General features: G+C 69.1%; 19 protein-coding genes, 2 rRNA genes and 2 riboswitches (1 of these 23 running past the window's edge). Of the genes, 15 read left to right on the top strand and 6 right to left on the bottom strand.

Annotation, left to right across the window (positions count from 1 at the left end):
* The 12 genes from OHA86_RS33340 to OHA86_RS33405 all read left to right on the top strand — a co-directional run.
* A 23S ribosomal RNA gene (locus OHA86_RS33340) occupies nucleotides 1–2,986 on the top strand (it extends 140 nt beyond the left edge of the window).
* Between the two features lie 99 nt (nucleotides 2,987–3,085).
* A 5S ribosomal RNA gene (gene rrf, locus OHA86_RS33345) occupies nucleotides 3,086–3,202 on the top strand.
* Between the two features lie 110 nt (nucleotides 3,203–3,312).
* The gene (locus OHA86_RS33350) at nucleotides 3,313–3,921 is read left to right on the top strand and encodes a CDP-alcohol phosphatidyltransferase family protein (protein ID WP_329181373.1); all 609 of its coding nucleotides are present in this window, start codon (nucleotides 3,313–3,315) and stop codon (nucleotides 3,919–3,921) included.
* A 23-nt stretch (nucleotides 3,922–3,944) separates the two neighbouring features.
* Entirely contained in the window at nucleotides 3,945–6,440 is a 2,496-nt protein-coding gene (locus tag OHA86_RS33355) for a mannose-1-phosphate guanyltransferase (protein ID WP_329181374.1), read from the top strand.
* A 74-nt stretch (nucleotides 6,441–6,514) separates the two neighbouring features.
* A complete protein-coding gene (locus OHA86_RS33360) occupies nucleotides 6,515–7,456 on the top strand; it encodes a DUF881 domain-containing protein (protein ID WP_329181376.1) in 942 nt (313 codons plus the stop codon).
* On the top strand, nucleotides 7,456–7,788 hold the full coding sequence (locus tag OHA86_RS33365) for a small basic family protein (RefSeq protein WP_033175851.1): 333 nt from the start codon (nucleotides 7,456–7,458) through the stop codon (nucleotides 7,786–7,788). Before OHA86_RS33360 ends, OHA86_RS33365 begins: the two co-directional genes overlap by 1 nt.
* A 7-nt stretch (nucleotides 7,789–7,795) precedes the next feature.
* Nucleotides 7,796–8,695: a DUF881 domain-containing protein gene (locus OHA86_RS33370; RefSeq protein WP_329181379.1), complete on the top strand. Its 900-nt coding sequence runs from the start codon at nucleotides 7,796–7,798 to the stop codon at nucleotides 8,693–8,695.
* 64 nt (nucleotides 8,696–8,759) lie between these two features.
* Nucleotides 8,760–9,584, top strand: coding sequence for an FHA domain-containing protein (locus tag OHA86_RS36190; RefSeq protein WP_443072037.1), 825 nt, complete (start codon nucleotides 8,760–8,762; stop codon nucleotides 9,582–9,584).
* A 49-nt stretch (nucleotides 9,585–9,633) separates the two neighbouring features.
* Entirely contained in the window at nucleotides 9,634–10,377 is a 744-nt protein-coding gene (gene ftsR / locus OHA86_RS33390; RefSeq protein WP_329181380.1) for a transcriptional regulator FtsR, read from the top strand.
* A 91-nt stretch (nucleotides 10,378–10,468) separates the two neighbouring features.
* On the top strand, nucleotides 10,469–10,942 hold the full coding sequence (locus tag OHA86_RS33395) for a bifunctional nuclease family protein (RefSeq protein ID WP_031518684.1): 474 nt from the start codon (nucleotides 10,469–10,471) through the stop codon (nucleotides 10,940–10,942).
* Between the two features lie 238 nt (nucleotides 10,943–11,180).
* On the top strand, nucleotides 11,181–11,789 hold the full coding sequence (locus tag OHA86_RS33400) for a MerR family transcriptional regulator (RefSeq protein ID WP_329181381.1): 609 nt from the start codon (nucleotides 11,181–11,183) through the stop codon (nucleotides 11,787–11,789).
* A 116-nt stretch (nucleotides 11,790–11,905) separates the two neighbouring features.
* Nucleotides 11,906–13,294 carry a DNA polymerase IV gene (locus OHA86_RS33405; protein WP_329181382.1) on the top strand — a complete coding sequence of 463 codons (1,389 nt, stop codon included), beginning with the start codon at nucleotides 11,906–11,908 and terminating at the stop codon, nucleotides 13,292–13,294.
* Here OHA86_RS33405 and OHA86_RS33410 read toward each other — a convergent pair.
* Nucleotides 13,291–13,686, bottom strand: a complete 396-nt coding sequence (locus OHA86_RS33410; protein WP_329181384.1) for a PRC-barrel domain-containing protein — start codon at nucleotides 13,684–13,686, stop codon at nucleotides 13,291–13,293. The genes OHA86_RS33405 and OHA86_RS33410 overlap by 4 nt on opposite strands.
* 121 nt (nucleotides 13,687–13,807) lie before the next feature.
* Nucleotides 13,808–13,917, top strand: a riboswitch (glycine riboswitch).
* Nucleotide 13,918: 1 nt separating this feature from the next.
* A riboswitch (glycine riboswitch) is annotated at nucleotides 13,919–14,036 on the top strand.
* A 63-nt stretch (nucleotides 14,037–14,099) separates the two neighbouring features.
* Between OHA86_RS33410 and gcvP the strand changes: the two genes are divergently transcribed.
* On the top strand, nucleotides 14,100–17,000 hold the full coding sequence (gene gcvP / locus OHA86_RS33415) for an aminomethyl-transferring glycine dehydrogenase (RefSeq protein ID WP_443071933.1): 2,901 nt from the start codon (nucleotides 14,100–14,102) through the stop codon (nucleotides 16,998–17,000).
* A 111-nt stretch (nucleotides 17,001–17,111) separates the two neighbouring features.
* On the opposite strand, the gene OHA86_RS33420 is transcribed toward gcvP, so the two are convergent.
* Nucleotides 17,112–17,318 carry a DUF5999 family protein gene (locus OHA86_RS33420; protein ID WP_329181386.1) on the bottom strand — a complete coding sequence of 69 codons (207 nt, stop codon included), beginning with the start codon at nucleotides 17,316–17,318 and terminating at the stop codon, nucleotides 17,112–17,114.
* A 289-nt stretch (nucleotides 17,319–17,607) separates the two neighbouring features.
* Nucleotides 17,608–18,195 (bottom strand): hypothetical protein, encoded by a 588-nt coding sequence (locus OHA86_RS33425; protein WP_329181387.1) that lies wholly within the window; start codon nucleotides 18,193–18,195, stop codon nucleotides 17,608–17,610.
* 473 nt (nucleotides 18,196–18,668) lie between these two features.
* Here OHA86_RS33425 and OHA86_RS33430 point away from each other — a divergent pair, with 473 nt between their 5' ends.
* Together OHA86_RS33430 and OHA86_RS33435 are read left to right on the top strand one after the other, a co-directional pair.
* Complete coding sequence (locus tag OHA86_RS33430) at nucleotides 18,669–20,153, top strand: glutamate--cysteine ligase (RefSeq protein WP_329181389.1); 1,485 nt, start codon at nucleotides 18,669–18,671, stop codon at nucleotides 20,151–20,153.
* Between the two features lie 90 nt (nucleotides 20,154–20,243).
* Nucleotides 20,244–21,029, top strand: a complete 786-nt coding sequence (locus OHA86_RS33435; protein ID WP_329181391.1) for a CPBP family intramembrane glutamic endopeptidase — start codon at nucleotides 20,244–20,246, stop codon at nucleotides 21,027–21,029.
* A gap of 25 nt (nucleotides 21,030–21,054) precedes the next feature.
* Here OHA86_RS33435 and OHA86_RS33440 read toward each other — a convergent pair whose 3' ends face one another.
* The 3 genes from OHA86_RS33440 to OHA86_RS33450 form a co-directional block, all read right to left on the bottom strand.
* Nucleotides 21,055–21,876 (bottom strand): PhzF family phenazine biosynthesis protein, encoded by an 822-nt coding sequence (locus OHA86_RS33440; protein WP_329181393.1) that lies wholly within the window; start codon nucleotides 21,874–21,876, stop codon nucleotides 21,055–21,057.
* A gap of 117 nt (nucleotides 21,877–21,993) precedes the next feature.
* Nucleotides 21,994–22,407 (bottom strand): VOC family protein, encoded by a 414-nt coding sequence (locus OHA86_RS33445; protein ID WP_329181394.1) that lies wholly within the window; start codon nucleotides 22,405–22,407, stop codon nucleotides 21,994–21,996.
* A gap of 5 nt (nucleotides 22,408–22,412) precedes the next feature.
* Nucleotides 22,413–22,862, bottom strand: a complete 450-nt coding sequence (locus OHA86_RS33450; RefSeq protein ID WP_329181396.1) for a helix-turn-helix transcriptional regulator — start codon at nucleotides 22,860–22,862, stop codon at nucleotides 22,413–22,415.
* Between the last annotated feature and the right edge of the window lie 94 nt (nucleotides 22,863–22,956).

The following is a 22,956-nucleotide window of genomic DNA, read 5'->3' on the forward strand; positions in this document are numbered from 1 at the left end:
ATGGGCTGTCACCCATACCTGAACACATAGGGTATGTGGAGGGAACGCGGGGAAGTGAAACATCTCAGTACCCGCAGGAAGAGAAAACAACCGTGATTCCGGGAGTAGTGGCGAGCGAAACCGGATGAGGCTAAACCGTTCACGTGTGATACCCGGCAGGGGTTGCGTGTGCGGGGTCGTGGGAGTTTCCTTGACCGGTCTGCCGGCCGGTCGGAGAGTCATAAACCGTTTGTGTAGGCGAAGGACATGCGAAAGGTCCGGCGTAGAGGGTAAGACCCCCGTAGCTGAAACATGAGCGGCTCTCTTGGAGATCACCCAAGTAGCACAGGGCCCGAGAAATCCTGTGTGAATCTGGCGGGACCACCCGTTAAGCCTAAATATTCCCTGGTGACCGATAGCGGATAGTACCGTGAGGGAATGGTGAAAAGTACCGCGGGAGCGGAGTGAAATAGTACCTGAAACCGTGTGCCTACAAGCCGTGGGAGCGTCGCATCAAGTGCTTGCGCTTGGTGTCGTGACTGCGTGCCTTTTGAAGAATGAGCCTGCGAGTTTGCGGTGTGTTGCGAGGTTAACCCGTGTGGGGTAGCCGTAGCGAAAGCGAGTCCGAATAGGGCTGTTTAGTAGCACGCTCAAGACCCGAAGCGGAGTGATCTAGCCATGGGCAGGTTGAAGCGGCTGTAAGAGGTCGTGGAGGACCGAACCCACCAGGGTTGAAAACCTGGGGGATGACCTGTGGTTAGGGGTGAAAGGCCAATCAAACTCCGTGATAGCTGGTTCTCCCCGAAATGCATTTAGGTGCAGCGTCGTGTGTTTCTTGCCGGAGGTAGAGCACTGGATAGGCGATGGGCCCTGCCGGGTTACTGACCTTAGCCAAACTCCGAATGCCGGTAAGTGAGAGCGCGGCAGTGAGACTGTGGGGGATAAGCTCCATGGTCGAGAGGGAAACAGCCCAGAGCATCGACTAAGGCCCCTAAGCGTACGCTAAGTGGGAAAGGATGTGGAGTCGCAGAGACAACCAGGAGGTTGGCTTAGAAGCAGCCACCCTTGAAAGAGTGCGTAATAGCTCACTGGTCAAGTGATTCCGCGCCGACAATGTAGCGGGGCTCAAGCGTACCGCCGAAGTCGTGTCATTGCAGCATTGAGGGCCAACGCCTGCTGTGATGGGTAGGGGAGCGTCGTGTGCCGGGTGAAGCTGCGCCGGAAGGCAGTGGTGGACGGTTCACGAGTGAGAATGCAGGCATGAGTAGCGATACAAGAGTGGGAAACTCTTGCGCCGATTGACTAAGGGTTCCTGGGTCAAGCTGATCTGCCCAGGGTAAGTCGGGACCTAAGGCGAGGCCGACAGGCGTAGTCGATGGACAACCGGTTGATATTCCGGTACCCGCTGTAAAGCGCCCAGTGCTGAATCCTTTGATGCTAAGGCCGTGAAGCCGCCTCTGATCTCTTCGGAGTGAGGGGGAGTGGTGGAGCCGCTGACCCAAGGGGGTAGTAGGTAAGTGATGGGGTGACGCAGGAAGGTAGTCCAGCCCGGGCGGTGGTTGTCCCGGGGTAAGGGTGTAGGACGTCATCCAGGTAAATCCGGGTGGCACATAGTCTGAGACCTGATGCCGAGCCGATTGTGGTGAAGTGGATGATCCTATGCTGTCGAGAAAAGCCTCTAGCGAGTTTTACGGCGGCCCGTACCCTAAACCGACTCAGGTGGTCAGGTAGAGAATACCGAGGCGTTCGGGTGAACTATGGTTAAGGAACTCGGCAAAATGCCCCCGTAACTTCGGGAGAAGGGGGGCCATGTTCGGTGATGGGACGTGCTCCTTGAGCTGGGTGTGGCCGCAGAGACCAGCGAGAAGCGACTGTTTACTAAAAACACAGGTCCGTGCGAAGCCGTAAGGCGATGTATACGGACTGACGCCTGCCCGGTGCTGGAACGTTAAGGGGACCGGTTAGTCACATTTCGGTGTGGCGAAGCTGAGAACTTAAGCGCCAGTAAACGGCGGTGGTAACTATAACCATCCTAAGGTAGCGAAATTCCTTGTCGGGTAAGTTCCGACCTGCACGAATGGCGTAACGACTTCTCGACTGTCTCAACCATAGGCCCGGTGAAATTGCACTACGAGTAAAGATGCTCGTTTCGCGCAGCAGGACGGAAAGACCCCGGGACCTTTACTATAGCTTGATATTGGTGTTCGGTTCGGCTTGTGTAGGATAGGTGGGAGACTGTGAAGTCATGGCGCCAGCCGTGGTGGAGTCGTCGTTGAAATACCACTCTGGTCGTGCTGGATGTCTAACCTCGGTCCGTGATCCGGATCAGGGACAGTGTCTGGTGGGTAGTTTAACTGGGGCGGTTGCCTCCTAAAGGGTAACGGAGGCGCCCAAAGGTTCCCTCAGCCTGGTTGGCAATCAGGTGTTGAGTGTAAGTGCACAAGGGAGCTTGACTGTGAGACTGACGGGTCGAGCAGGTACGAAAGTAGGGACTAGTGATCCGGCGGTGGCTTGTGGAAGCGCCGTCGCTCAACGGATAAAAGGTACCCCGGGGATAACAGGCTGATCTTCCCCAAGAGTCCATATCGACGGGATGGTTTGGCACCTCGATGTCGGCTCGTCGCATCCTGGGGCTGGAGTCGGTCCCAAGGGTTGGGCTGTTCGCCCATTAAAGCGGTACGCGAGCTGGGTTTAGAACGTCGTGAGACAGTTCGGTCCCTATCCGCTGCGCGCGTAGGAGTCTTGAGAAGGGCTGTCCCTAGTACGAGAGGACCGGGACGGACGAACCTCTGGTGTGCCAGTTGTCCTGCCAAGGGCATGGCTGGTTGGCTACGTTCGGGAGGGATAACCGCTGAAAGCATCTAAGCGGGAAGCCTGCTTCGAGATGAGGGCTCCCACCCACTTGATGGGGTAAGGCTCCCAGTAGACGACTGGGTTGATAGGCCGGATGTGGAAGCCTCGTAAGGGGTGGAGCTGACCGGTACTAATAGGCCGAGGGCTTGTCCTCAGTTGCTCGCGTCCACTGTGTGGTTCTGAAACAACCAGCCACCACACACCTGTACTGTCATCAGTGGCGGTCCGGGTGGTGGTGTGTGTTTCATGGTGTTTCGGTGGTCATAGCGTTAGGGAAACGCCCGGTTACATTCCGAACCCGGAAGCTAAGCCTTTCAGCGCCGATGGTACTGCAGGGGGGACCCTGTGGGAGAGTAGGACACCGCCGAACAATTATTAGAGGCCTGGCCTCGGATCCTTGATCCGAGGCCAGGCCTTTTTTGTGCTTGGGGTAGAGTCGGCCCGCAATGTTCGCACGTAGATACAGCAGGAGGGGACCCGGTGGAGGTCCAGGAGACACGGGTGCAAACGGATCGGATCTTCACGATCCCGAACATCCTCAGTATGGCCCGCCTGGTCGGCGTGCCGGTGTTCCTGTGGCTGATTCTGTGGCCCGAGTTCGGCGGCCCCAAGGCCGACGGGTGGGCACTGCTGGTGCTGGCGTTCAGCGGTGTGAGCGACTATCTGGACGGCAAGCTCGCCCGGCGCTGGAATCAGATCAGCAGCCTCGGCCGGCTCCTCGACCCCGCCGCCGACCGGCTGTTCGTGCTGTCCACCCTGGTCGGCCTCACCTGGCGGGGGATCCTGCCGCTGTGGGTCACCATCCTGCTGCTCGCCCGTGAGGCGATGATGGCCGTGATGCTGCTGATTCTCAGGAGACACCACTACGGCCCACCCCAGGTGAACTTCATCGGGAAAGCGGCTACCTTCAACCTCATGTACGCCTTTCCGCTGCTGCTGCTCAGCGACGGCAGCGGTTGGCTTGCGACACTGGCAGCTGTTTTCGGCTGGGCGTTCACTGTTTGGGGTACAACCCTGTACTGGTGGGCAGGGATCCTCTACGTGGTACAGGTCCGCCGACTTGTCAGGGCGGACACCACGGCTGACTGAGTCACGAGGAGGATGTTTCCGACATGAAAGCGGTTGTTATGGCCGGCGGCGAAGGTACCCGCCTTCGCCCAATGACCTCAAGCATGCCCAAACCTCTGCTCCCAGTGGTGAATCGGCCGATCATGCAGCACGTCTTGACGCTGCTCAAGAGGCACGGACTCACTGAGACGGTCGTCACAGTCCAGTTCCTCGCGTCCCTGGTGAAAAATTATTTCGGGGACGGCGAAGAATTCGGAATGGAGCTGACCTACGCGAACGAGGAGAAGCCGCTCGGCACCGCGGGCAGTGTCAAGAACGCCGAGGACGCCCTTAAGGACGATTCGTTCCTGGTGATCTCGGGTGACGCGCTCACGGATTTTGACCTCACCGAGCTGATCGAGTTCCACAAGCAGAAGGGCGGCCTCGTCACCGTCTGCCTCACCCGTGTGCCCAATCCTCTGGAGTTCGGCATCACGATTGTGGACGACGAGGGCCGGGTCGAGCGGTTCCTGGAGAAGCCGACATGGGGCCAGGTCTTCTCCGACACGGTGAACACCGGCATCTACGTCATGGAGCCGGAGGTCTTCAACTACGTCGAGGCCGATGTCTCGGTCGACTGGTCGGGTGACGTCTTCCCGCAGCTGATGAAGGAAGGCAAGCCCATCTACGGCTTCATCGCCGAGGGCTACTGGGAGGATGTCGGCACTCACGAGAGCTATGTGAAGGCGCAGGCGGACGTTCTTGAGGGCAAGGTCGACGTCGATGTCGACGGCTTCGAGATCTCTCCCGGCGTGTGGGTGGCCGAGGGCGCCGAGGTGCACCCGGACGCCATCCTGCGCGGGCCGCTGTTCATCGGTGACTACGCCAAGGTCGAGGCCGGCGCGGAGATCCGCGAGCACAGCGTCATAGGGTCCAACGTCGTCGTGAAGACGGGTGCGTTCCTCCACAAGGCCGTGGTGCACGACAACGTCTACATCGGCCCGCAGACGAACCTGCGCGGCTGTGTGATCGGCAAGAACACCGATGTGATGCGGGCCGCCCGGATCGACGACGGTGCCGTGATCGGCGACGAGTGCCTGATCGGCGAGGAGTCGATCATCGCGGGCAACGTCCGGGTCTATCCGTTCAAGACGATCGAGGCCGGCGCCTTCGTCAACACCTCGGTGATCTGGGAGTCCCGCGGCCAGGCGAACCTGTTCGGCGCCCGCGGGGTGTCCGGCATCCTGAACGTCGAGATCACACCCGAGCTGGCCGTACGGCTGGCGGGGGCGTACGCGACGACGCTCAAGAAGGGCGCCACCGTCACCACCGCACGTGACCACTCCCGTGGCGCGCGCGCACTCAAGCGGGCGGTCATCTCGGCCCTCCAGACCAGCGCGATCGAGGTCCGGGACCTGGAGAACGTACCGATGCCGGTGGCCCGGCAGCAGACCGCCCGCGGCAGCGCGGGCGGCATCATGATCCGCACCTCGCCGGGGCGGCCCGACTCGCTCGACATCATGTTCTTCGACGAGCGGGGCGCCGACCTGTCGGCGGCCGGCCAGCGCAAGCTGGACCGGGTCTTCGCCCGGCAGGAGTACCGCAGGGCCTTCCCCGGCGAGATCGGCGACCTGCGGTTCCCGTCGACGGTCTTCGACTCGTACACCGGCGCGCTGCTGCGTGCGGTGGACATCTCGGGTATCGCCGAGTCGGGCCTGAAGGTCGTGGTGGACGCCGCCAACGGCAGTGCGGGGCTCGTCCTGCCCTCGCTGCTCGGCCGGCTCGGGGTCGATTCGCTGATGGTCAACCCGGGTCTGGACGAGGCGCGTCCCACCGAGACCGAGGAGGCGCGCAGGGCCGGGCTCGTACGGCTCGGCGAGATCGTGTCGTCGGCGCGGGCCGCCTTCGGCGTGCGGTTCGACCCGGTCGGCGAGCGGCTGTCCCTGGTGGACGAGCGCGGGCGGATCGTGGAGGACCACCGGGCGCTGCTGGTGCTGCTCGACCTGGTGGCCGCGGAGCGGCGCAGCGGGCGGGTGGCGCTGCCGGTCACCACGACCAGGATCGCCGAGCAGGTGGCCGCCTACCACGGCACCCAGGTCACCTGGACGACGACGTCGCCCGACGACCTGACCCGGGTCGGCCGGGAGGAGGGCACGATCTTCGGCGGTGACGCCAGCGGCGGTTTCATCGTGCCGGAGTTCAGCAGCGTCTTCGACGGTTCCGCGGCCTTCGTGCGGCTGATCGGCCTGGTGGCGCGCACCCAGCTCACCCTCAGCCAGATCGACGCCCGTATCCCGCAGGCGCACGTCCTCAAGCGGGACGTGCCGACCCCGTGGGCGGTCAAGGGCTCGGTCATGCGCCGGGTGGTCGAGGAGGCCGGAGAGCGGTCGGTGGACACCACCGACGGCGTACGGGTCGTGGAGTCCGACGGGCGCTGGATCATGGTGCTGCCGGACCCTGCGGAAGCGGTCACCCACCTGTGGGCGGAAGGCCCGGACGACGCCTCGGCTCAGGCGCTGCTCGACGAGTGGTCGCAGGTCGTGGAGGGCGCCGGGGAGTGACTCCGCGGTGAATCCGCAGCCGAACGGCGTGCCGCGAGGGGGCCGTTCGAGTGTGGTGGTCACGACGTGCGACGATGTGCGGCATGCCGCAGCCGCGATCCGATCGGAGCAGTCCCGCGCGCGGGACTGCTCCTCGGCGGCCCGACGCCTCGATGTTCCTGCTCACCAACGTCATGGAGCACAGCCTCGACGACGGGTACGCCGAGGCGGCGGCCCGCCGCGGCCAGGTCGGCACGTCCCGTCTGCCGACGTCGCTCAGCGGCCGGCTCGGGCTGGCCGGGGGCCTGGTGCTGGCCGCGATCGTGCTCACGGTCGGGGCCGCCCAGGCACATCGGGCGGCCCCGACCGAGGCCAAGGAGCGGCAGAAGCTGATCGACCGCGTCCAGTCGGAGACCAGGAGCGCGGACAGCCTCCAGAACAACGTCGACAGCCTGCGCGACACAGTGTCCGCGGAACAGCGTGCGGCGCTGCAGGACCACGGCGGCGACAACAGCCGGCTGCTCGAACTGCTGGCGGGCGGGACGCCCGCGCACGGTCCGGGGGTGAAGCTGGTCGTGGACGACGCCAAGGAGGCCTCCCAGGGCGGCACCGGCGGCCCGCGGGAGAGCAGCGGGTTCTCCGATACCGGGCGGGTCCGCGACCGCGACATGCAGCGCGTGGTGAACGGCCTGTGGGCGTCCGGCGCGGAGGCGATCACGGTCAACGGGCAGCGCCTGACGGCACTGTCGGCGATCCGGGCCGCCGGGGACGCCATACTGGTCGACAACAGACCGCTGGTGCCGCCGTACACGGTGCTGGCGATCGGTGACGGGGAAAAGCTGAGCACGGCCTTCCAGGACAGTGCGGACGGTCAGTATCTGCACGTGCTGGAGCAGAACTACGGGATCCGGGCGAGCGTCACCGTGGAGAAGGACGTCCGCCTGCCGGCCGCGCCCAGCCTGATCGTGCGGTACGCCCGGCCGGTCGGGGGCAGCAGCGGGCCGGCGGACAACGCCGCAACAGGGAAGGGTTCGTAGTGATCGCCGTACTGGGCCTCGTCGTGGGAGTCGTGGTCGGTCTCGTGGTGCGCCCCGTGGTGCCGACCGGGGTCGAGCCGTACCTCCCGATCGCCGTGGTCGCCGCGCTCGACGCCGTCTTCGGGGGCCTGCGCGCGATGCTCGACGGGATCTTCGACGACAAGGTCTTCGTGGTCTCCTTCCTGTCCAACGTGGTCGTGGCCGCGCTGATCGTCTTCCTCGGCGACAAGCTCGGGGTGGGCGCGCAACTGTCGACCGGTGTGGTGGTCGTGCTCGGGATCAGGATCTTCTCCAACGCCGCGGCCATCCGCCGCCACGTCTTCCGGGCGTGACCGCGCGATGAGCGACGAACGCGACGACGAACGCGATCACCGGCCGGGCACTGAGTCCGCCTCCGGGCCCGGCCCCGAGCCGGGGGAGACCCCGGCCGGCCCGACCTCTCCCGGCCGGATCCCGGCGGAGCCGCCCCCGGCGGAGCCGTCCGGCCCGACAGCGCCGGAGCCCGCCCTACGGCAGCCGAGCGGCCGGCAGCGGCTGCTGGCCGGGCTGTGGCCGCCGCGGGCCTCACGTGCCCAGCTGACGGTCGCCGTGCTGCTCTTCGTGCTGGGCCTGGGCCTGGCCATCCAGGTGAACACCACCAGCGACAACGGCGGCACCCTGCGCGGCGCCCGCCAGGAGGACCTGGTGCGCATCCTCACCGAGGTGGACAACCGCACCCAGCGCCTGGAGGACGAGAAACGCGGGCTGGAGACACAGCGCACCGAGTTGCAGTCCAGCTCCGACCAGGCCGCAGAGGCGCTCAAACAGACCCGGCAGAAGGAGCAGCAGCTGGGTATCCTTGCGGGCACCGTCGCCGCCGAGGGGCCGGGCATCACGCTGACGGTCACCGATCCGCACGGCGCTGTCGCGGCGGACTCGCTGCTCGACACCTTGCAGGAGCTGCGGGCGGCCGGTGCCGAGGCGATCCAGATCAACGCGGTGCGGGTGGTCGCGGACACGTATTTCACCGACGGTACGGACGGGGTGCTGATCGACGGCCACCGGGTGTCCCAGCCGTACGTCTTCGAAGTGATCGGAAATCCGCAGGATCTTGAGCCGGCGCTGAACATCCCTGGCGGGGTCGTGCAGACGCTGGAGAAGGAGCAGGCCACGGCTGATGTGGTGAGGTCGCAGAAGGTCGTCGTGGACGCCTTGCGGCCGTCGAACCAGCCTGACTACGCTCGGTCGTCATCCCGGTGAGGCGGGGGGTCGGGGCGTCGGTGGACTGCTGTGTGGTGGAAACTGTGTGTAGTGAGGGTTCGTCCTGCCTTACGGGCGGGTCTGCGTCTTTCAAGGGGAATCGCCCGTGAAGTTGTTTGGGAAGTTGTTCGGCAAGAGCGCGCGGCAGTCGGGTGACCCGGCGACCGCACGGCACCGTGCGCCACGGAGCACGCCGGAGGACGAGCAGTCCGGCGACCGCCCGCTGTTCAGGAACGACGGGCAGGGCCGGGGCGGCTATTCGGGTGCGCCCGGCGTGGCGCCTGTTGACCCTGCGTCGTCCGCTCGCATAGGTTCCGGGGAACCATCAACCTCGACCACGGGTGGAGGGTTCGGTTTGCCGGTCTGCGGCAGGTGCGGTCACACGAACGCGGCGGCCAGCCGCTTCTGCTCCAACTGCGGCGCACCGCTGCGCCCCGGCGGCGCTCCGTTCGAGCGCGCGTCGGAGACGACATCCACGATCTCGATCTCGGGCATCGAGGCGTACGAGGCCGAGGCCACCGGCCAGACCATCATGCCGTCGCTGTCGCCCGAGGCGCAGTCCGCCGTCGACGCGCTGCCGCCCGGCTCCGCGCTGCTGGTGGTGCGCCGCGGTCCGAACTCGGGCAGCCGCTTCCTGCTGGACGGCGAGCTGACCACGGCGGGACGGCACCCGCAGAGCGACATCTTCCTGGACGACGTCACCGTCTCCCGGCGGCACGTGGAATTCCGCCGCAGCCAGGACGGCTTCTTCACCGTCTCCGACGTGGGCAGCCTGAACGGCACCTACGTCAACCGGGAGCGGATCGACGCGGTGACCCTGTCCAGTGGTGACGAGGTGCAGATCGGCAAGTACCGGCTGGTGTTCTACGCGAGCCAGCGGGGCGTCTGACTCCCCAGACGCCGTCCGGGGGGATCCTCACCGTCCAGAAGAGGTGTGCATGCCGCGAACGTCGGGCGGTGCCGGAGACGGCACCGCCACCCCGGACGGCGCACTGCTGAGCATCGGCGCGGTGCTCGGGCAGCTGCGGGACGAATTTCCCGAGGTCACCATCTCCAAGATCCGCTTCCTGGAGGCGGAGGGCCTGGTCGAACCGCAGCGCACCCCGTCCGGCTACCGCAAATTCGCCGAGGGCGACGTGCTGCGCCTCGCGTACGTGCTGCGGGTGCAGCGGGAGCACTATCTGCCGCTGCGGGTCATCAAGGAGCATCTGGAGAGCCTGGACCGCGGCGAGCAGCCCACGCTGCCGGCCCGTGTCGGCGGCGGCCAGGACCAGCCGCAGGACGGCCCTGAGGACGCCCTGCGCGCCCCTGAGGAGCTGCGGGTCGGCCGGGAGGAGCTGCTGGCCGCCACCGGGGCCGGTGCGGTGGAACTGGACCAGTGGGAGTCCTACGGCCTGGTCGGGGCGGGCGGTGACGGCGGCTACGACGCCGAGACGGTCGTGATCGGGCGGCTGATCGCCGATCTGGGCCGCTACGGTCTGGAACCGCGGCATCTGCGGGCGGTGAAGGCCGCGGCCGACCGGGAGGCCGGCCTCGTGGAGCAGCTGGTGGCGCCGCTGCGCAGGCACCGCAACCCGCAGACCCGCCGACACGCCGAGGTCACCGCGGAGGAGCTGGCCGAGCTGTCCGTTCGGCTGCATGCCGCCATGCTGCGGTCCGCACTGCGCTTGCGCCTGCGCTGACCGGGGAATCGCGCTGTTCGAACAGCATCCGCGGGCGGCGCGAGGGCTGCCCGACTACCCAAACCCGGCGGGCACGTCCTAGGGTTGACGTGTGAACGAGCTCGATGTTGTGGGTGTCCGGGTGGAAATGCCCTCCAATCAACCGATCGTGCTCCTGCGTGAAGTGGGAGGCGACCGGTACCTGCCCATCTGGATCGGGCCGGGCGAGGCCACCGCCATCGCCTTCGCGCAGCAGGGGATGACGCCTGCGCGACCACTGACGCACGACCTGTTCAAGGACGTCCTGGAGGCCGTGGGGCAGACGCTCACCGAGGTCCGCATCACCGACCTGCGGGAGGGTGTGTTCTACGCGGAGCTGGTCTTCGCCAGCGGTGTCGAGGTCAGCGCCCGCCCGTCGGACGCGATAGCGCTCGCGCTGCGCACCGGGACACCGATCTACGGCAGCGACGGGGTGCTGGACGACGCGGGGATCGCGATCCCGGACGAGCAGGAGGACGAAGTGGAGAAATTCCGCGAATTCCTCGACCAGATCTCGCCTGAGGACTTCGGTACCAGCAACCAGTGATCCGGCCGGCCGGCCGACCGGGGCCGGACCGGCCCGGTCGACAGGGCAAGGTTGCCTCTGTGAGGCCATTCGGGGAGGTCTTCCCGGAGCCGGTCACATCAAACCACTCGTGGGGTGAATTTCACTCGGCGTGCCGAGTGTGGCGATCGTTGACGCACCCCTGGTGACTGCCTACCGTCGAAGTGGCAAGTCCCGTGGCACGTGCGCGGTGTTCGGGACGCGAAGGACGGAGGGCGGCGTGAGAAGCACCGGCGACGGTTCGGCGACCGGCGGCCCGTATCCGACCCGGGGGGCGCTGGCCCGCGCCGCCGAGCCGGGGACGGCGGGGACGGCGCCCGCCGGCGACCCCGAGCCGGAGCAGATCGGCTACCGCGGCCCGACGGCCTGCGCGGCCACCGGCATCACCTACCGGCAGCTCGACTACTGGGCGCGTACGGGACTGGTCGAGCCCAGCGTCCGCCCGGCGTACGGCTCGGGCGCCCAGCGGCTGTACAGCTTCCGCGACGTGGTCGTGCTCAAGATCGTCAAACGGCTGCTGGATACCGGCGTGTCGCTGCAGAACATCCGGACGGCGGTACGCCACCTGCGCTCGGTGGGCCCGGCGGAACTCGCCAGGATGACCCTGATGAGCGACGGCGCCACGGTCTACGAGTGCACCTCGCCCGCCGAGGTCGTCGACCTGCTCCAGGGCGGCCAGGGGGTCTTCGGTATCGCGGTGGGCGTGGTGTGGCGGGACGTGGAGAGTTCGCTGTCCGAGCTGCACGGGGAGCGCGTGGACACCGGCGAGACCCTGATCGGCCACAATGCGGCCGACGAGCTGGCCAGGCGGCGCAACCGGGCGGTCTAGAGCCGCCCCCGGACCGGCCGGCCGTACACGTTTACGTACCGCAGCACGCGTCCGCCGCGGCGCCGTGCCGTACGCATGTACGGCGATTGTCGGTGCGGTGCGGCACGATCGAGGGTGTGAGAAGTGCGCCGACGATCCTCCATCTGGACATGGACGCGTTCTTCGCCGCGGTCGAGCAGGCCTCCAAGCCGAGCCTGCGGGGCAAGCCGGTGGTGGTCGGCGGGCTCGGGCCCCGCGGCGTGGTGGCGACCGCGTCCTACGAGGCGCGCGTGCACGGCGTCCATTCCGCGATGGCCATGGCGCACGCCAGGCGGCTGTGCCCGAATGCCGCGTATCTGGTGCCGCGCTTCGGCATCTACCGGCGGATCAGCGACATCGTGATGGCGCTGCTCGCCGGAGTGTCGCCGCTGATAGAGCCGCTCAGCCTGGACGAGGCCTTCGTCGACCTGGAGGCGGGCGACCTGGCGGGCGACCCGCGGGCGGTCGCCGAGCGGCTGCGGGCCGACATCCTGGCCGCGACCGGGCTGACCGCCTCGGTCGGCCTGGCCGGCTCCAAGCTGCTCGCCAAGATCGCCTCCGAGCAGGCCAAGCCGGACGGCCTGGTGGTGGTCGAGCCGGGCACCGAGCGCGCGCTGCTCGACCCGCTGCCGGTACGTACCCTGTGGGGCGTGGGACCGGCCACCGCGGAGCATCTGCGGCGGGCCGGCATCCTCACCGTCGCCGAGATCGCGCAGGCGGGCGAACCCGAGCTGGTCAGGCTGCTGGGCAAGGCGCACGGCAGCTCGCTGCACGCGATGGCAGCCGGGCTCGACAACCGGCCGGTGGTCGCCGACCGCGATGTGAAGTCCATCTCCGTCGAGGACACCTTCGACACCGACCTCAACGACCGCGCCCGGGTGCGGTACGAGATCGACCGGCTCGCCGACCGCTGCGCCCAGCGGCTGCGCGGCGCCGGCCGCTCCGGGCGGACGGTGGTGGTGAAGATCCGCCGGTACGACTTCTCGACCCTGACCCGCTCCGAGACGCTGCGGGCGCCCACAGACGACCCCGCCGTCGTCAAGGAGACCGCCCGCAGGCTCGCCGAGGCCGTCGACACCACCGGCGGGGTGCGGCTGCTCGGCGTCGGTGTGTCCGGGCTCGCCGACTTCACCCAGGAGGACCTTTTCGCCCAGGCGGCCCAGAATCTGCGCGACTCGGACTCCGGCGCCGATCCCGGCGAGGACGCCCCGCCCGAGCTGCCCGTCACCCCGCCGCCGGAGCCGGACCGGGCCAGCCGCTGGGTGCCGGGCCAGGACGTCGAGCACACCGAGTACGGCGCCGGGTGGGTGCAGGGCAGCGGGGTCGGCCGGGTCACGGTCCGCTTCGAGGTGCCCGCCGACACCGTGCCGGGCCGGGTGCGCACCTTCGCCGTGGACGATCCCGCCCTGTCCAGGACCGAGCCGCTCCCGCTCCGCGGCCGCCAGGCCCCGGCGGGGGCTGTAGGCGACGCCGGGGCCCGGCCCTAGCTGCTGTCCTTCGGGCGCCGGTCCCCGCCGGCCAGTTCGCCGAAGTCGGGCGGCGGCCCCTTGTCCTGGTCCGCGACGGTCGGCACGTCCATGCCGTAGTGGTGGTAGAGCTGCAACTCCTGCTCGGGTGACAGATGCCGCCCGACGCCGAAGTCCGGCGCGTCCCTGATCAGGGACTTCTTGTACGGCACCCGGAGGCCGTCGTCCACCAGTTCGCTCGGCTCCAGCGGTACGAACGCGTCGCGGGTGAAAAGGCCGGTCCGCACGGCCGCCCACTCCGGTGTACCGGTCGCGTCGTCGAGGTACACCTCGTCCACGGTGCCGATCCTCGTACCGTCACGGTCGAAGGCGCGGCGGCCGATGAGGCTTCGCGGATCGATATCGGTCTGCACGGTCCCTCCAACCAACGGCGAGAGCTGTTGGTTACCACCAAAAGCCACATCGCGGGTGATGTCGACCCGAATGTCGGGTCCGCCGCTGTCCAGAACGCGCTGGTAGGCTGGATGCAGCCGTAGACCCCATGCGGGAGAGTCCTCCGAAAGCGTGCCGCAGCGGCGGTTCGGAGGCGCCGAAGGAGCAAATCCTCCCCGGAATCTCTCAGGCATCCGTACCGCAGGGGCGAGGTCACTCTGGAAAGCAGGACCCGCCCCGGGAGCGCCGTTCGTGGGACAGGTCTTCACCGAAGGTGAAAGCCGTCCCCGCGGGGACGGCGAAGCTCTCAGGTACTGATGACAGAGGGGGAGGCCGTACGGGTGCCCGAGCCGGGCACCCCCGAAGGTCGTCGCAGACCAGGAGGCCTCCGCAGATGAACGATCCGATCGCACCCCGTACCACGCTCGCCGAACTCGAAGCCGGTCTGCCCTTCGCCCGCCGCCACATCGGCCCGGACGCCGCGGCCCAGGCAAAGATGCTCGCCCAGGTGGGCTACGGCTCGCTGGACGAGCTGACCGAGGCGGCCGTACCGGACAGCATCAGGAGCGCCGCCGCCCTCGCACTGCCCGCCGCCCGCACCGAGGCCGAGGTGCTGGCCGAACTGCGGGCGCTCGCCGACCGCAACCAGGTGCTGGCACCGATGATCGGCCTGGGCTACTACGGCACCTTCACCCCGCCGGTGATCCTGCGCAACGTCATGGAGAATCCCGCCTGGTACACGGCGTACACGCCCTACCAGCCGGAGATCTCGCAGGGCCGGCTGGAAGCGCTGATCAATTTCCAGACCGTCGTCGCCGACCTCACGGGGCTGCCCACCTCCGGTGCCTCGCTGCTGGACGAGAGCACCGCGGCGGCCGAGGCGATGGCGCTGTCCCGGCGGGTCGGCAAGGTCAAGGACGGCGTCTTCCTGGTCGACGCCGACACCTTCCCGCAGACCACCGCCGTGATCGGGACCCGCGCCGAGCCGGCCGGCGTCGAGGTCGTGGTGGCCGACCTGAGCGACGGCATCCCCGCCGAGGTCGCCGAGCGCGGAGTCTTCGGCGTGCTGCTGCAGTATCCGGGTGCCTCCGGCGCGGTCCGCGACCTGCGGCCGGTCATCGAGCAGGCGCACGCCCTGGGCGCGGTCGTCACGGTGGCCGCCGACCTGCTGGCACTGACCCTGCTCACCTCGCCCGGCGCGCTCGGCGCGGACATCGCGGTCGGCACCACCCAGCGCTTCGGCGTCCCCATGGGCTTCGGCGGACCGCACGCGGGATACATGGCGGTGCGCGAGGCCTACGCCCGCAACCTGCCCGGCCGCCTGGTCGGCGTCTCGGTCGACGCCGACGGCGACACCGCCTACCGGCTGGCGCTGCAGACCCGCGAGCAGCACATCCGCCGGGAGAAGGCCACCAGCAACATCTGCACCGCCCAGGTGCTGCTCGCCGTGATGGCCGGGATGTACGCGGTCTACCACGGACCCGAGGGCCTGGCGCAGATCGCCCGCCGCGCCCACCGCTACGCGGCCGTACTGGACGCGGGGCTGCGGGCGGCCGGTGTGGAGATCGTGCACGACGGCTACTTCGACACGCTCACCGCCCGGGTGCCGGGCCGGGCCGCCGAGGTGGTCGCAGCGGCCCGCGCCGCCGGGGTCAACCTGCGGCAGACCGACGCCGACCTGGTCGGCATCGCGTGCGACGAGACCACCACCCGCGCCCAGCTGGCCGCCGTCCTGGCCGCCTTCGGCGCGGACGGCGGCACCGACCTCGACGCGCTCGACGGCGCCGCCCCGGACGCGCTGCCCGCCGGCCTGGCGCGTACCGAGCCGTATCTGACCCATCCGGTCTTCCACCTGCACCGCAGCGAGACCGGGATGCTGCGCTATCTGCGCCGGCTCGCCGACCGCGACTACGCGCTGGACCGCGGCATGATCCCGCTCGGCTCGTGCACGATGAAGCTCAACGCGACCACCGAGATGGAGCCGGTCACCTGGCCCGAATTCGGCGCGCTTCACCCCTTCGCGCCCGCCGAGCAGGCCGAGGGCTATCTCGCCCTGATCCGCGGCCTGGAGGACCAGCTCGCCGAGGTCACCGGCTACGACAAGGTCAGCCTCCAGCCGAACGCCGGGTCGCAGGGCGAGCTGGCGGGACTGCTCGCGGTGCGCGCCTACCACCGGGCGAACGGCGACACCGCCCGTACGGTGTGCCTGATCCCGTCCTCCGCCCACGGCACCAACGCCGCCAGCGCGGTGATGGCCGGGATGAAGGTCGTCGTGGTGAAGACCGGCCAGGACGGTGACGTGGACGTCGCCGACCTGCACGCCAGGATCGAGCAGTACCGCGAGCAGCTGGCCGTGCTGATGGTCACCTACCCCTCCACGCACGGCGTCTTCGAGGACAACATCACCGACATCTGCGCCGCCGTGCACGACGCGGGCGGCCAGGTCTACGTGGACGGCGCCAACCTGAACGCGCTGGTCGGCCTCGCCCGGCCCGGCCGCTTCGGCGCCGACGTGTCGCACCTGAACCTGCACAAGACCTTCTGCATCCCGCACGGCGGCGGCGGCCCCGGCGTCGGCCCGGTCGCGGTGCGCGCGCACCTGGCGCCGTACCTGCCCAACCACCCGCTCCAGCCGGCCGCCGGCCCGGCCACCGGTGTCGGCCCGGTCTCGGCGGCGCCCTGGGGCTCGGCGGGCATCCTGCCGATCTCCTGGACCTATGTCCGGCTGATGGGCGCCGACGGGCTCAGGCAGGCCACCCAGCAGGCGGTGCTGAGCGCCAACTACGTCGCCAGGCACCTGGAGCCGCACTTCCCCGTCCTCTACACGGGCCCCGGCGGCCTGGTCGCCCACGAGTGCATCATCGACCTGCGCCCGCTGACCAAGGAGACCGGCGTCACCGTCGACGACATCGCCAAGCGGCTGATCGACTACGGCTTCCACGCGCCGACCATGTCCTTCCCGGTCGCGGGCACCTTGATGATCGAGCCCACCGAGAGCGAGGACCTGGCCGAGCTGGACCGCTTCTGCGACGCGATGATCGCCATCCGCGCCGAGGTCGACCGGGTCGGCTCCGGCGAATGGCCCGCCGACGACAACCCGCTGCGCAACGCCCCGCACACCGCGGCGGCGCTGGGCGGCGAGTGGGACCACCCGTACAGCCGCCAGGAGGCGGTCTTCCCCGCCGGGGTGTCCGCGGCCGACAAGTACTGGCCGCCGGTGCGGCGGATCGACGGCGCCTACGGCGACCGCAACCTGGTCTGCTCCTGCCCGCCGCTGGACGCCTACGACAGCTGAGGCGCACGGCGGCGCCGGGATCCCGGTGCCGCCGCCAGCGCGCATGGCGAAGCCGGTTCCCTTGGACGACGGGGAACCGGCTTTGTGTGCTGCGGCGCGACGGTGCGGGCGTCAGGCCGCGGTGGTGATGTGCTCGGTGCCCAGCGGGCGGTGCGGCGCGATGATCTGGCCGTCCGGCAGCAGCTCCCCGGTGTCCTCGAAGAGCAGCACCCCGTTGCACAGCAGGCTCCAGCCCTGCTCCGGATGGTGGGCCACGGTAAGTGCGGCCTCACGGTCGGGGCCTTCTGCGGTCGGGCACTGCGGCTTGTGCTGGCACATGGATCGAGTCTTTCGCTGCGTGAGGTGAGTGGTGCGGTGGGTCGCGCTGTCTGCTTCCTGCATCTCGTCCCCCGATTGTGCGTGCGGCCGGTCCCAGTGTTGCCCTCCTGGCGTCAATCCGCAGGGATTTCGCCGAGGCCGTGCTCCGCCGGGCTGTGCGGGAGAAGACGCGTCACCCGCTCCGCCGGTTGCCGTCACCGTACGCTCACGGCGGGCGGCGTGTTCACGCACGAAGGCGGTGTGCCGCGGCCGGACAGGGCCGCGGCACACCGCCTTCGGGTGCGGCGCTTCAGGCGGGCGAGCCCATCAGCGGCGGCGGCGCCAGACGTACGCTGATCGCCGGTGCCAGCTCGGTCAGCCGGTGCACCCGGTGCGGGGCGATACCGGGCGGCGCGGGCGCCAGCGGCACCAGCAGGTCGTCGGGGTCGGGCTGGGCGGTGGCGGCGTCCGCCCGTGCGTCGCAGTGCAGCCACAGCGCCAGCATGTAGAGCCCCGGTACCGACAGCAGGTGCGGCTGGTACGTGGTCGGCAAGGTGTCCGCCTGGTGCAGCGCGCGCTCGATGGATGCCAGGAACGGTCCCTCGGAGAACCGCGAGAACACCCATCCGCCGGGTGTCACCACGGTCTCGCCCGCGGCGGCGACTCTCGCGCCCGCCCTGATATGGAACCGCCAGCCGGTCAGCCGCGCCTGCGGCAGCGCTCCGGGGACGGTCGCCGGCTCGAACACATGGACAGGCAGCGGGTGTTCGGCGGCCAGCGGCCCTTCTGCGTTACGCAGCGCCGGCGTCCTGGCTTCCAGGACCGCGGTGGGCGAACTGAGTGCGGCAAGGACGCTCAGCAGGGCGGGGGCGGGTGCTGGGGGAACAAGCAGCGGCATGATGTCGCCTCTCACTGGAGACACGTGGTTCGGGGAGGGCGGACGCGGACGGCACGGTCGGTCAGGTGCTCTGCGGGAGACCTGCTCAGGCACGTCCGGCGACGGCGGATGCTTTGCCTTGTGCGCGGAGTTTATACGACGTGTGTTCGCTCCATGTTTCATCTAGTCGCTGCCAGTATTACGCGCAAGGTGATAATTCGCCTTCTTCGGAGGATGCGCAGATGGCATTACCGCAGCGTATGGGGAGGGCGGTGGATATTTCTGCCCGTCACGGACGGCCGGATCCCGTCGGTCATTTCATCCGCATATCCCCGGGGCCTATGACAACAGAATGTGCCACTGGAAGGTGCGCGGATGGCTGCTACAGCAAGCCTAGCGTGCGGGACCGGTACCATGTGGCGTTATCGATCATTTGGGTGGGCATCGTCTCCGATGGGCGGCCATCGGGTGCCTGTGGACGCAAGGAGGCGTAGATGGGGGAGAAGGTCGCCGCCAGCGGGTTCGACCCCGCCGACCGCGGGCGGTACCGGCACAAGCTCCGGCAGTGCCTGCTGGGCCTCGAACGGCTGCTGGCGGAGAAGCGATTCGACCGGCCGCGCAATCTCATGGGCCTTGAGATCGAATTGAATCTCGCGGATTCCGCGGGACTGCCGCGGATGATGAACGAAGAAGTGCTCGCGCGCATCGCGAGTCATGATTTCCAGACCGAGCTCGCTCAGTTCAACATTGAAGTGAACATAGCGCCGCACCGGCTTTCAGGACCCGTACTCGACCGGCTCGCCGAGGAACTGCGGACCGGCCTGTCGTATGCCGACCGCATGGCGGGCGAGGTGGGCGCGCACATCGTGATGGTCGGAATTCTGCCGACCCTGCAGGCGCAGGACCTGGTCTCCGCCAACCTCTCGCGGGCCGATCGCTACATGCTGCTCAACGACACCATCCTCGCGATGCGGGGCGAGGACATCACCCTGGACATCAAGGGCGTGGAACACCTGGTCTACGCCTCGGCGTCGATCGCCCCCGAGGCGGCCTGCACCTCCATCCAGATGCACCTCCAGGTCACCCCCGGCCGCTTCGCCGCCGTCTGGAACGCCGCCCAGGCGCTGTCGGGGCCGCAGGTCGCCGTCGGCGCCAACTCGCCGTTCCTCTTCGGCCGCGAGCTGTGGCGGGAGACCCGTCCTGTGCTCTTCCAGCAGGCCACCGACACCCGCCCGCAGGAGCTGCGCGTCCAGGGCGTACGCCCGCTGACCTGGTTCGGCGAGCGCTGGATCGACTCGCCGCTCGACCTGTTCGCCGAGAACGTCCGCTACTTCCCCCCGCTGCTGCCGATCTGCGACGACGAGGACCCGCTGCGGGTGCTGGACGACGGGGGAGTGCCGCGACTGCGCGAGCTGACCCTGCACAACGGCACGATCTACCGCTGGAACCGCCCGGTCTACGCGGTCGTCGACGGTGTGCCGCACCTGCGGGTGGAGAACCGGGTGCTGCCGGCCGGCCCCACCGTGGCCGACGTCCTGGCCAACACGGCCTTCTACTACGGCCTGGTCAGAGCGCTGGCCGACGCGCCCCGCCCGGTCTGGCAGCGGCTGCCCTTCGGTGCCGCCGCCGCCAACTTCGAGGCGGGCTGCCGGGACGGCATCGGGGCCGTCATGCGCTGGCCGCGCGGGCGCGGCCTGGCCGAGATCCCCGCCGCCGACCTGATCAGGGAGGACCTGCTGCCGCTCGCCGCGGCCGGGCTCGACTCCTGGGGCATCGAACCCGCCGACCGCGACCTCTACCTCGGCATCATCGAGGAACGCTGCCGGCTGCGCACCAACGGCGCCGAATGGCAGTCCGCCGCCTTCCACCGGCTGCTGGAGCGCACCCCCGACCGGCGGGCCGCCCTGGCCGCGATGACCCAGCGGTACCGCGAGCACATGCAGGGCGGCGAACCGGTGCACCTCTGGCCGGCGGTCTGAAACCGGGGCCACCACGGGGGGTGGCTCCGTACGTGACGGCGCGATCTTCGTATCTTGTCCGGAGACACTCGCGCCGTTGGAGGACCCCGCATGCACACAGAGCCGTACCAGGTGGATGCGGGGCTGCCGGACCGGACGCTCCGCAATGAGACGCTGATCGTCCTGGCGCTCTCGCTCGGCGCCAGCGGGGTGTCCGCGCTGATCAGCTTCATCGGCTCGGTCACCAAGCCGGGCGCGCTCAAGAACCAGTCGGCGACGCTGGTCGGCTCCTACGCGCCCAACCGGCCCTGGCTCGACCTGGCCTGGCAGGTCTTCTCCATCGCCAGCGCGCTGGCCCCGGTCGCCCTGGTCGCCTATCTGCTCGGCCGCGAGCGGGCCGGCATGCGGGCTATCGGGTTCGACCTGAGCCGCCCGCGCCGCGACCTGGCCTGGGGCGCCGCCGTCGCCGCGGTGATCGGCGGCACCGGCCTGGCCTTCTACCTGGGCGCGCGGCAGGCCGGCTTCAACCTGACGGTGGTGCCCGAGTCGCTGCCGAACGTCTGGTGGAAGATCCCGGTGCTGATCGCCTCCGCCGTGCAGAACGCGGTGCTCGAAGAGGTGATCGTGGTCGGCTACCTGCTGCGCCGGCTCGACCGGCTCGGCTGGACCCCGGTGGCCGCGCTCGCCGCCAGCGCCGTGCTGCGCGGCTCCTACCACCTCTACCAGGGCATCGGCGGCTTCGTCGGCAACATGGCGATGGGCGTGGTCTTCGTGCTGCTCTACCGCCGCTGGGGCCGGGTCGGCCCGCTGGTCGCCGCGCACTCCCTGATCGACACGGTCGCCTTCGTCGGCTACGCCCTGCTGGCGGGGAAGGTCGGCTGGCTGCCCACCGGCTGACCGGCCGCTCCGGCCCGCCCCGCCGCTACGGCACGGCGTGCAGTTCGCCGTCGATCACCGTGACCGCGGAGCCGGTCAGCAGCACCCGGTCGCCGTGCAGGCGGGTGCCGACCAGGCCGCCGCGTGCCGAGGCCTGGAGGCCGGTCAGCCCGGTGCGGCCGAGCCGGGCCGACCAGAACGGCGCGAGCGCGGTGTGCGCGCTGCCGGTGACCGGGTCCTCGTCGATGCCGACCGCGGGGAAGAAGCCGCGGGAGACGAAGTCGTAGCCGGCCGCGGGATCGGCCGCCGCCGCGGTGGCGACCACCCCGCGCCGCGACAGCCGGGCCAGCGCCGCGAAGTCCGGGGCCAGGGCGCGTACCACCGCCTCGTCGGCGACCTCGACCAGCAGGTCACCGCAGTCGGGGCCGGTGTCGAGCACGGTCAGCGCCGCCGCGCCCAGCGCCTCGGCCAGGCCGTCGGGCAGGGCCACGGGGGTCAGCGGGGCGGCGGGGAAGTCCAGGGTGATCGAGCCGTCGCCGCCGGCGTCCGCGGTCAGCACCCCGGCGCGGGTGCGGAAGGCGATCACGTCGTGCGCGGCGCCCGTCGTCCGCAGCACGTGCGCGGTGGCCAGCGTCGCGTGGCCGCACAGCCCCACCTCCGTGGCCGGGGTGAACCAGCGCAGCGCCCACCCGGCGTCCCGCGCACCCGTCAGCGGGTGCGCGAACGCGGTCTCGGACAGATTGACCTCGGCGGCGACCTGCTGCATCCAGCGGTCGCCGGGAAAGCCGTCGGAGTCCAGCAGCAGCACCCCGGCGGGATTTCCGGCGAAGGGCCGGTCGGTGAAGGCGTCGACGATACGGATACGCATGGCGTGAGCGTAGGCGACGGCGGCCCGCGCGTCCGGCCGCGAACCCCGAGGGCGGCCGGGACGGGGGACGGACGGGTGAACGCCCGGCGGCGGGACCCCGGCCGGGCCGCCCCGAGGTCAGTGCTTGGCCTGGTTGAAGCGCACCTCGTTGCCCGCCGGGTCGCGGAAGGAGCAGTCGCGTACGCCGTACGGCTGGTCGGTCGGCTCCTGGACGACGTCCGCGCCGGCCGCCTGGATGCGCTCGAAGGTCGCGTCGCAGTCGTCGGTCCAGAACACCACGCGCGCGTACACGCCCTTGGCCATCAGGTCGGCCACCGCGTCGCGGTCGGCCGGTGACATGTTCGGGTTCGCGGCCGGCGGTTCGAGCACGATGTCGACCTCGGGCTGGGACGGAGCGCCGACGGTGACCCAGCGCATCTTTTCGTAGCCGACGTCGTTGCGGACCTCGAGGCCGAGGATGTCGCGGTAGAACTCGACGGCCTTGTCGTGGTCGTCGACCGCCAGGAAGGTGTGCGAAAGTCGGATGTCCATGCAGGTCACGCTACGACAGGACCGGCCGCCCGGACTTCTTTGTTCCTGACCGGATTCCCGGCCGGATTCCTCACCGGCCGGGTGACCATTCTCGCGACGCAGGCCGGCAGCGCGGACAGCTCGGAGTGGTTGCGCGCCCGGTACGCGCTCGGGGTCTCGCCGACCAGCTCGGTGAAGCGGGAGCTGAACGACCCGAGCGAGGTGCTGCCGACCGCCATGCACACATCGGTGACCGTCATGTCGCCGCGCCGCAGCAGGGCCTTCGCGCGCTCGATCCTGCGGGTCATCAGGTAGGCGTACGGGGTCTCGCCGAACGCCGAGCGGAAGCTGCGGGAGAAGTGGCCGGGCGACATGAGCGCCTCGCGGGCCAGCGCCGCCACGTCGAGCGGGCGCGCGTAGTCGCGGTCCATTCGGTCGCGGGAGCGCCGCAGCCTCACCAGATCCGCCCTGTCCATGTCCTCAGTATGCCCGAGGGGTCCGACAGCGCCGGGATCCCTCGCGTGGCCTGGGTGTTTGCCTTCCGAACAGTTCCGATATATCGTTGAGGCA

Origin of the sequence: Streptomyces sp. NBC_01477, assembly GCF_036227245.1 — a bacterium.
Lineage (GTDB): Bacteria > Actinomycetota > Actinomycetes > Streptomycetales > Streptomycetaceae > Actinacidiphila.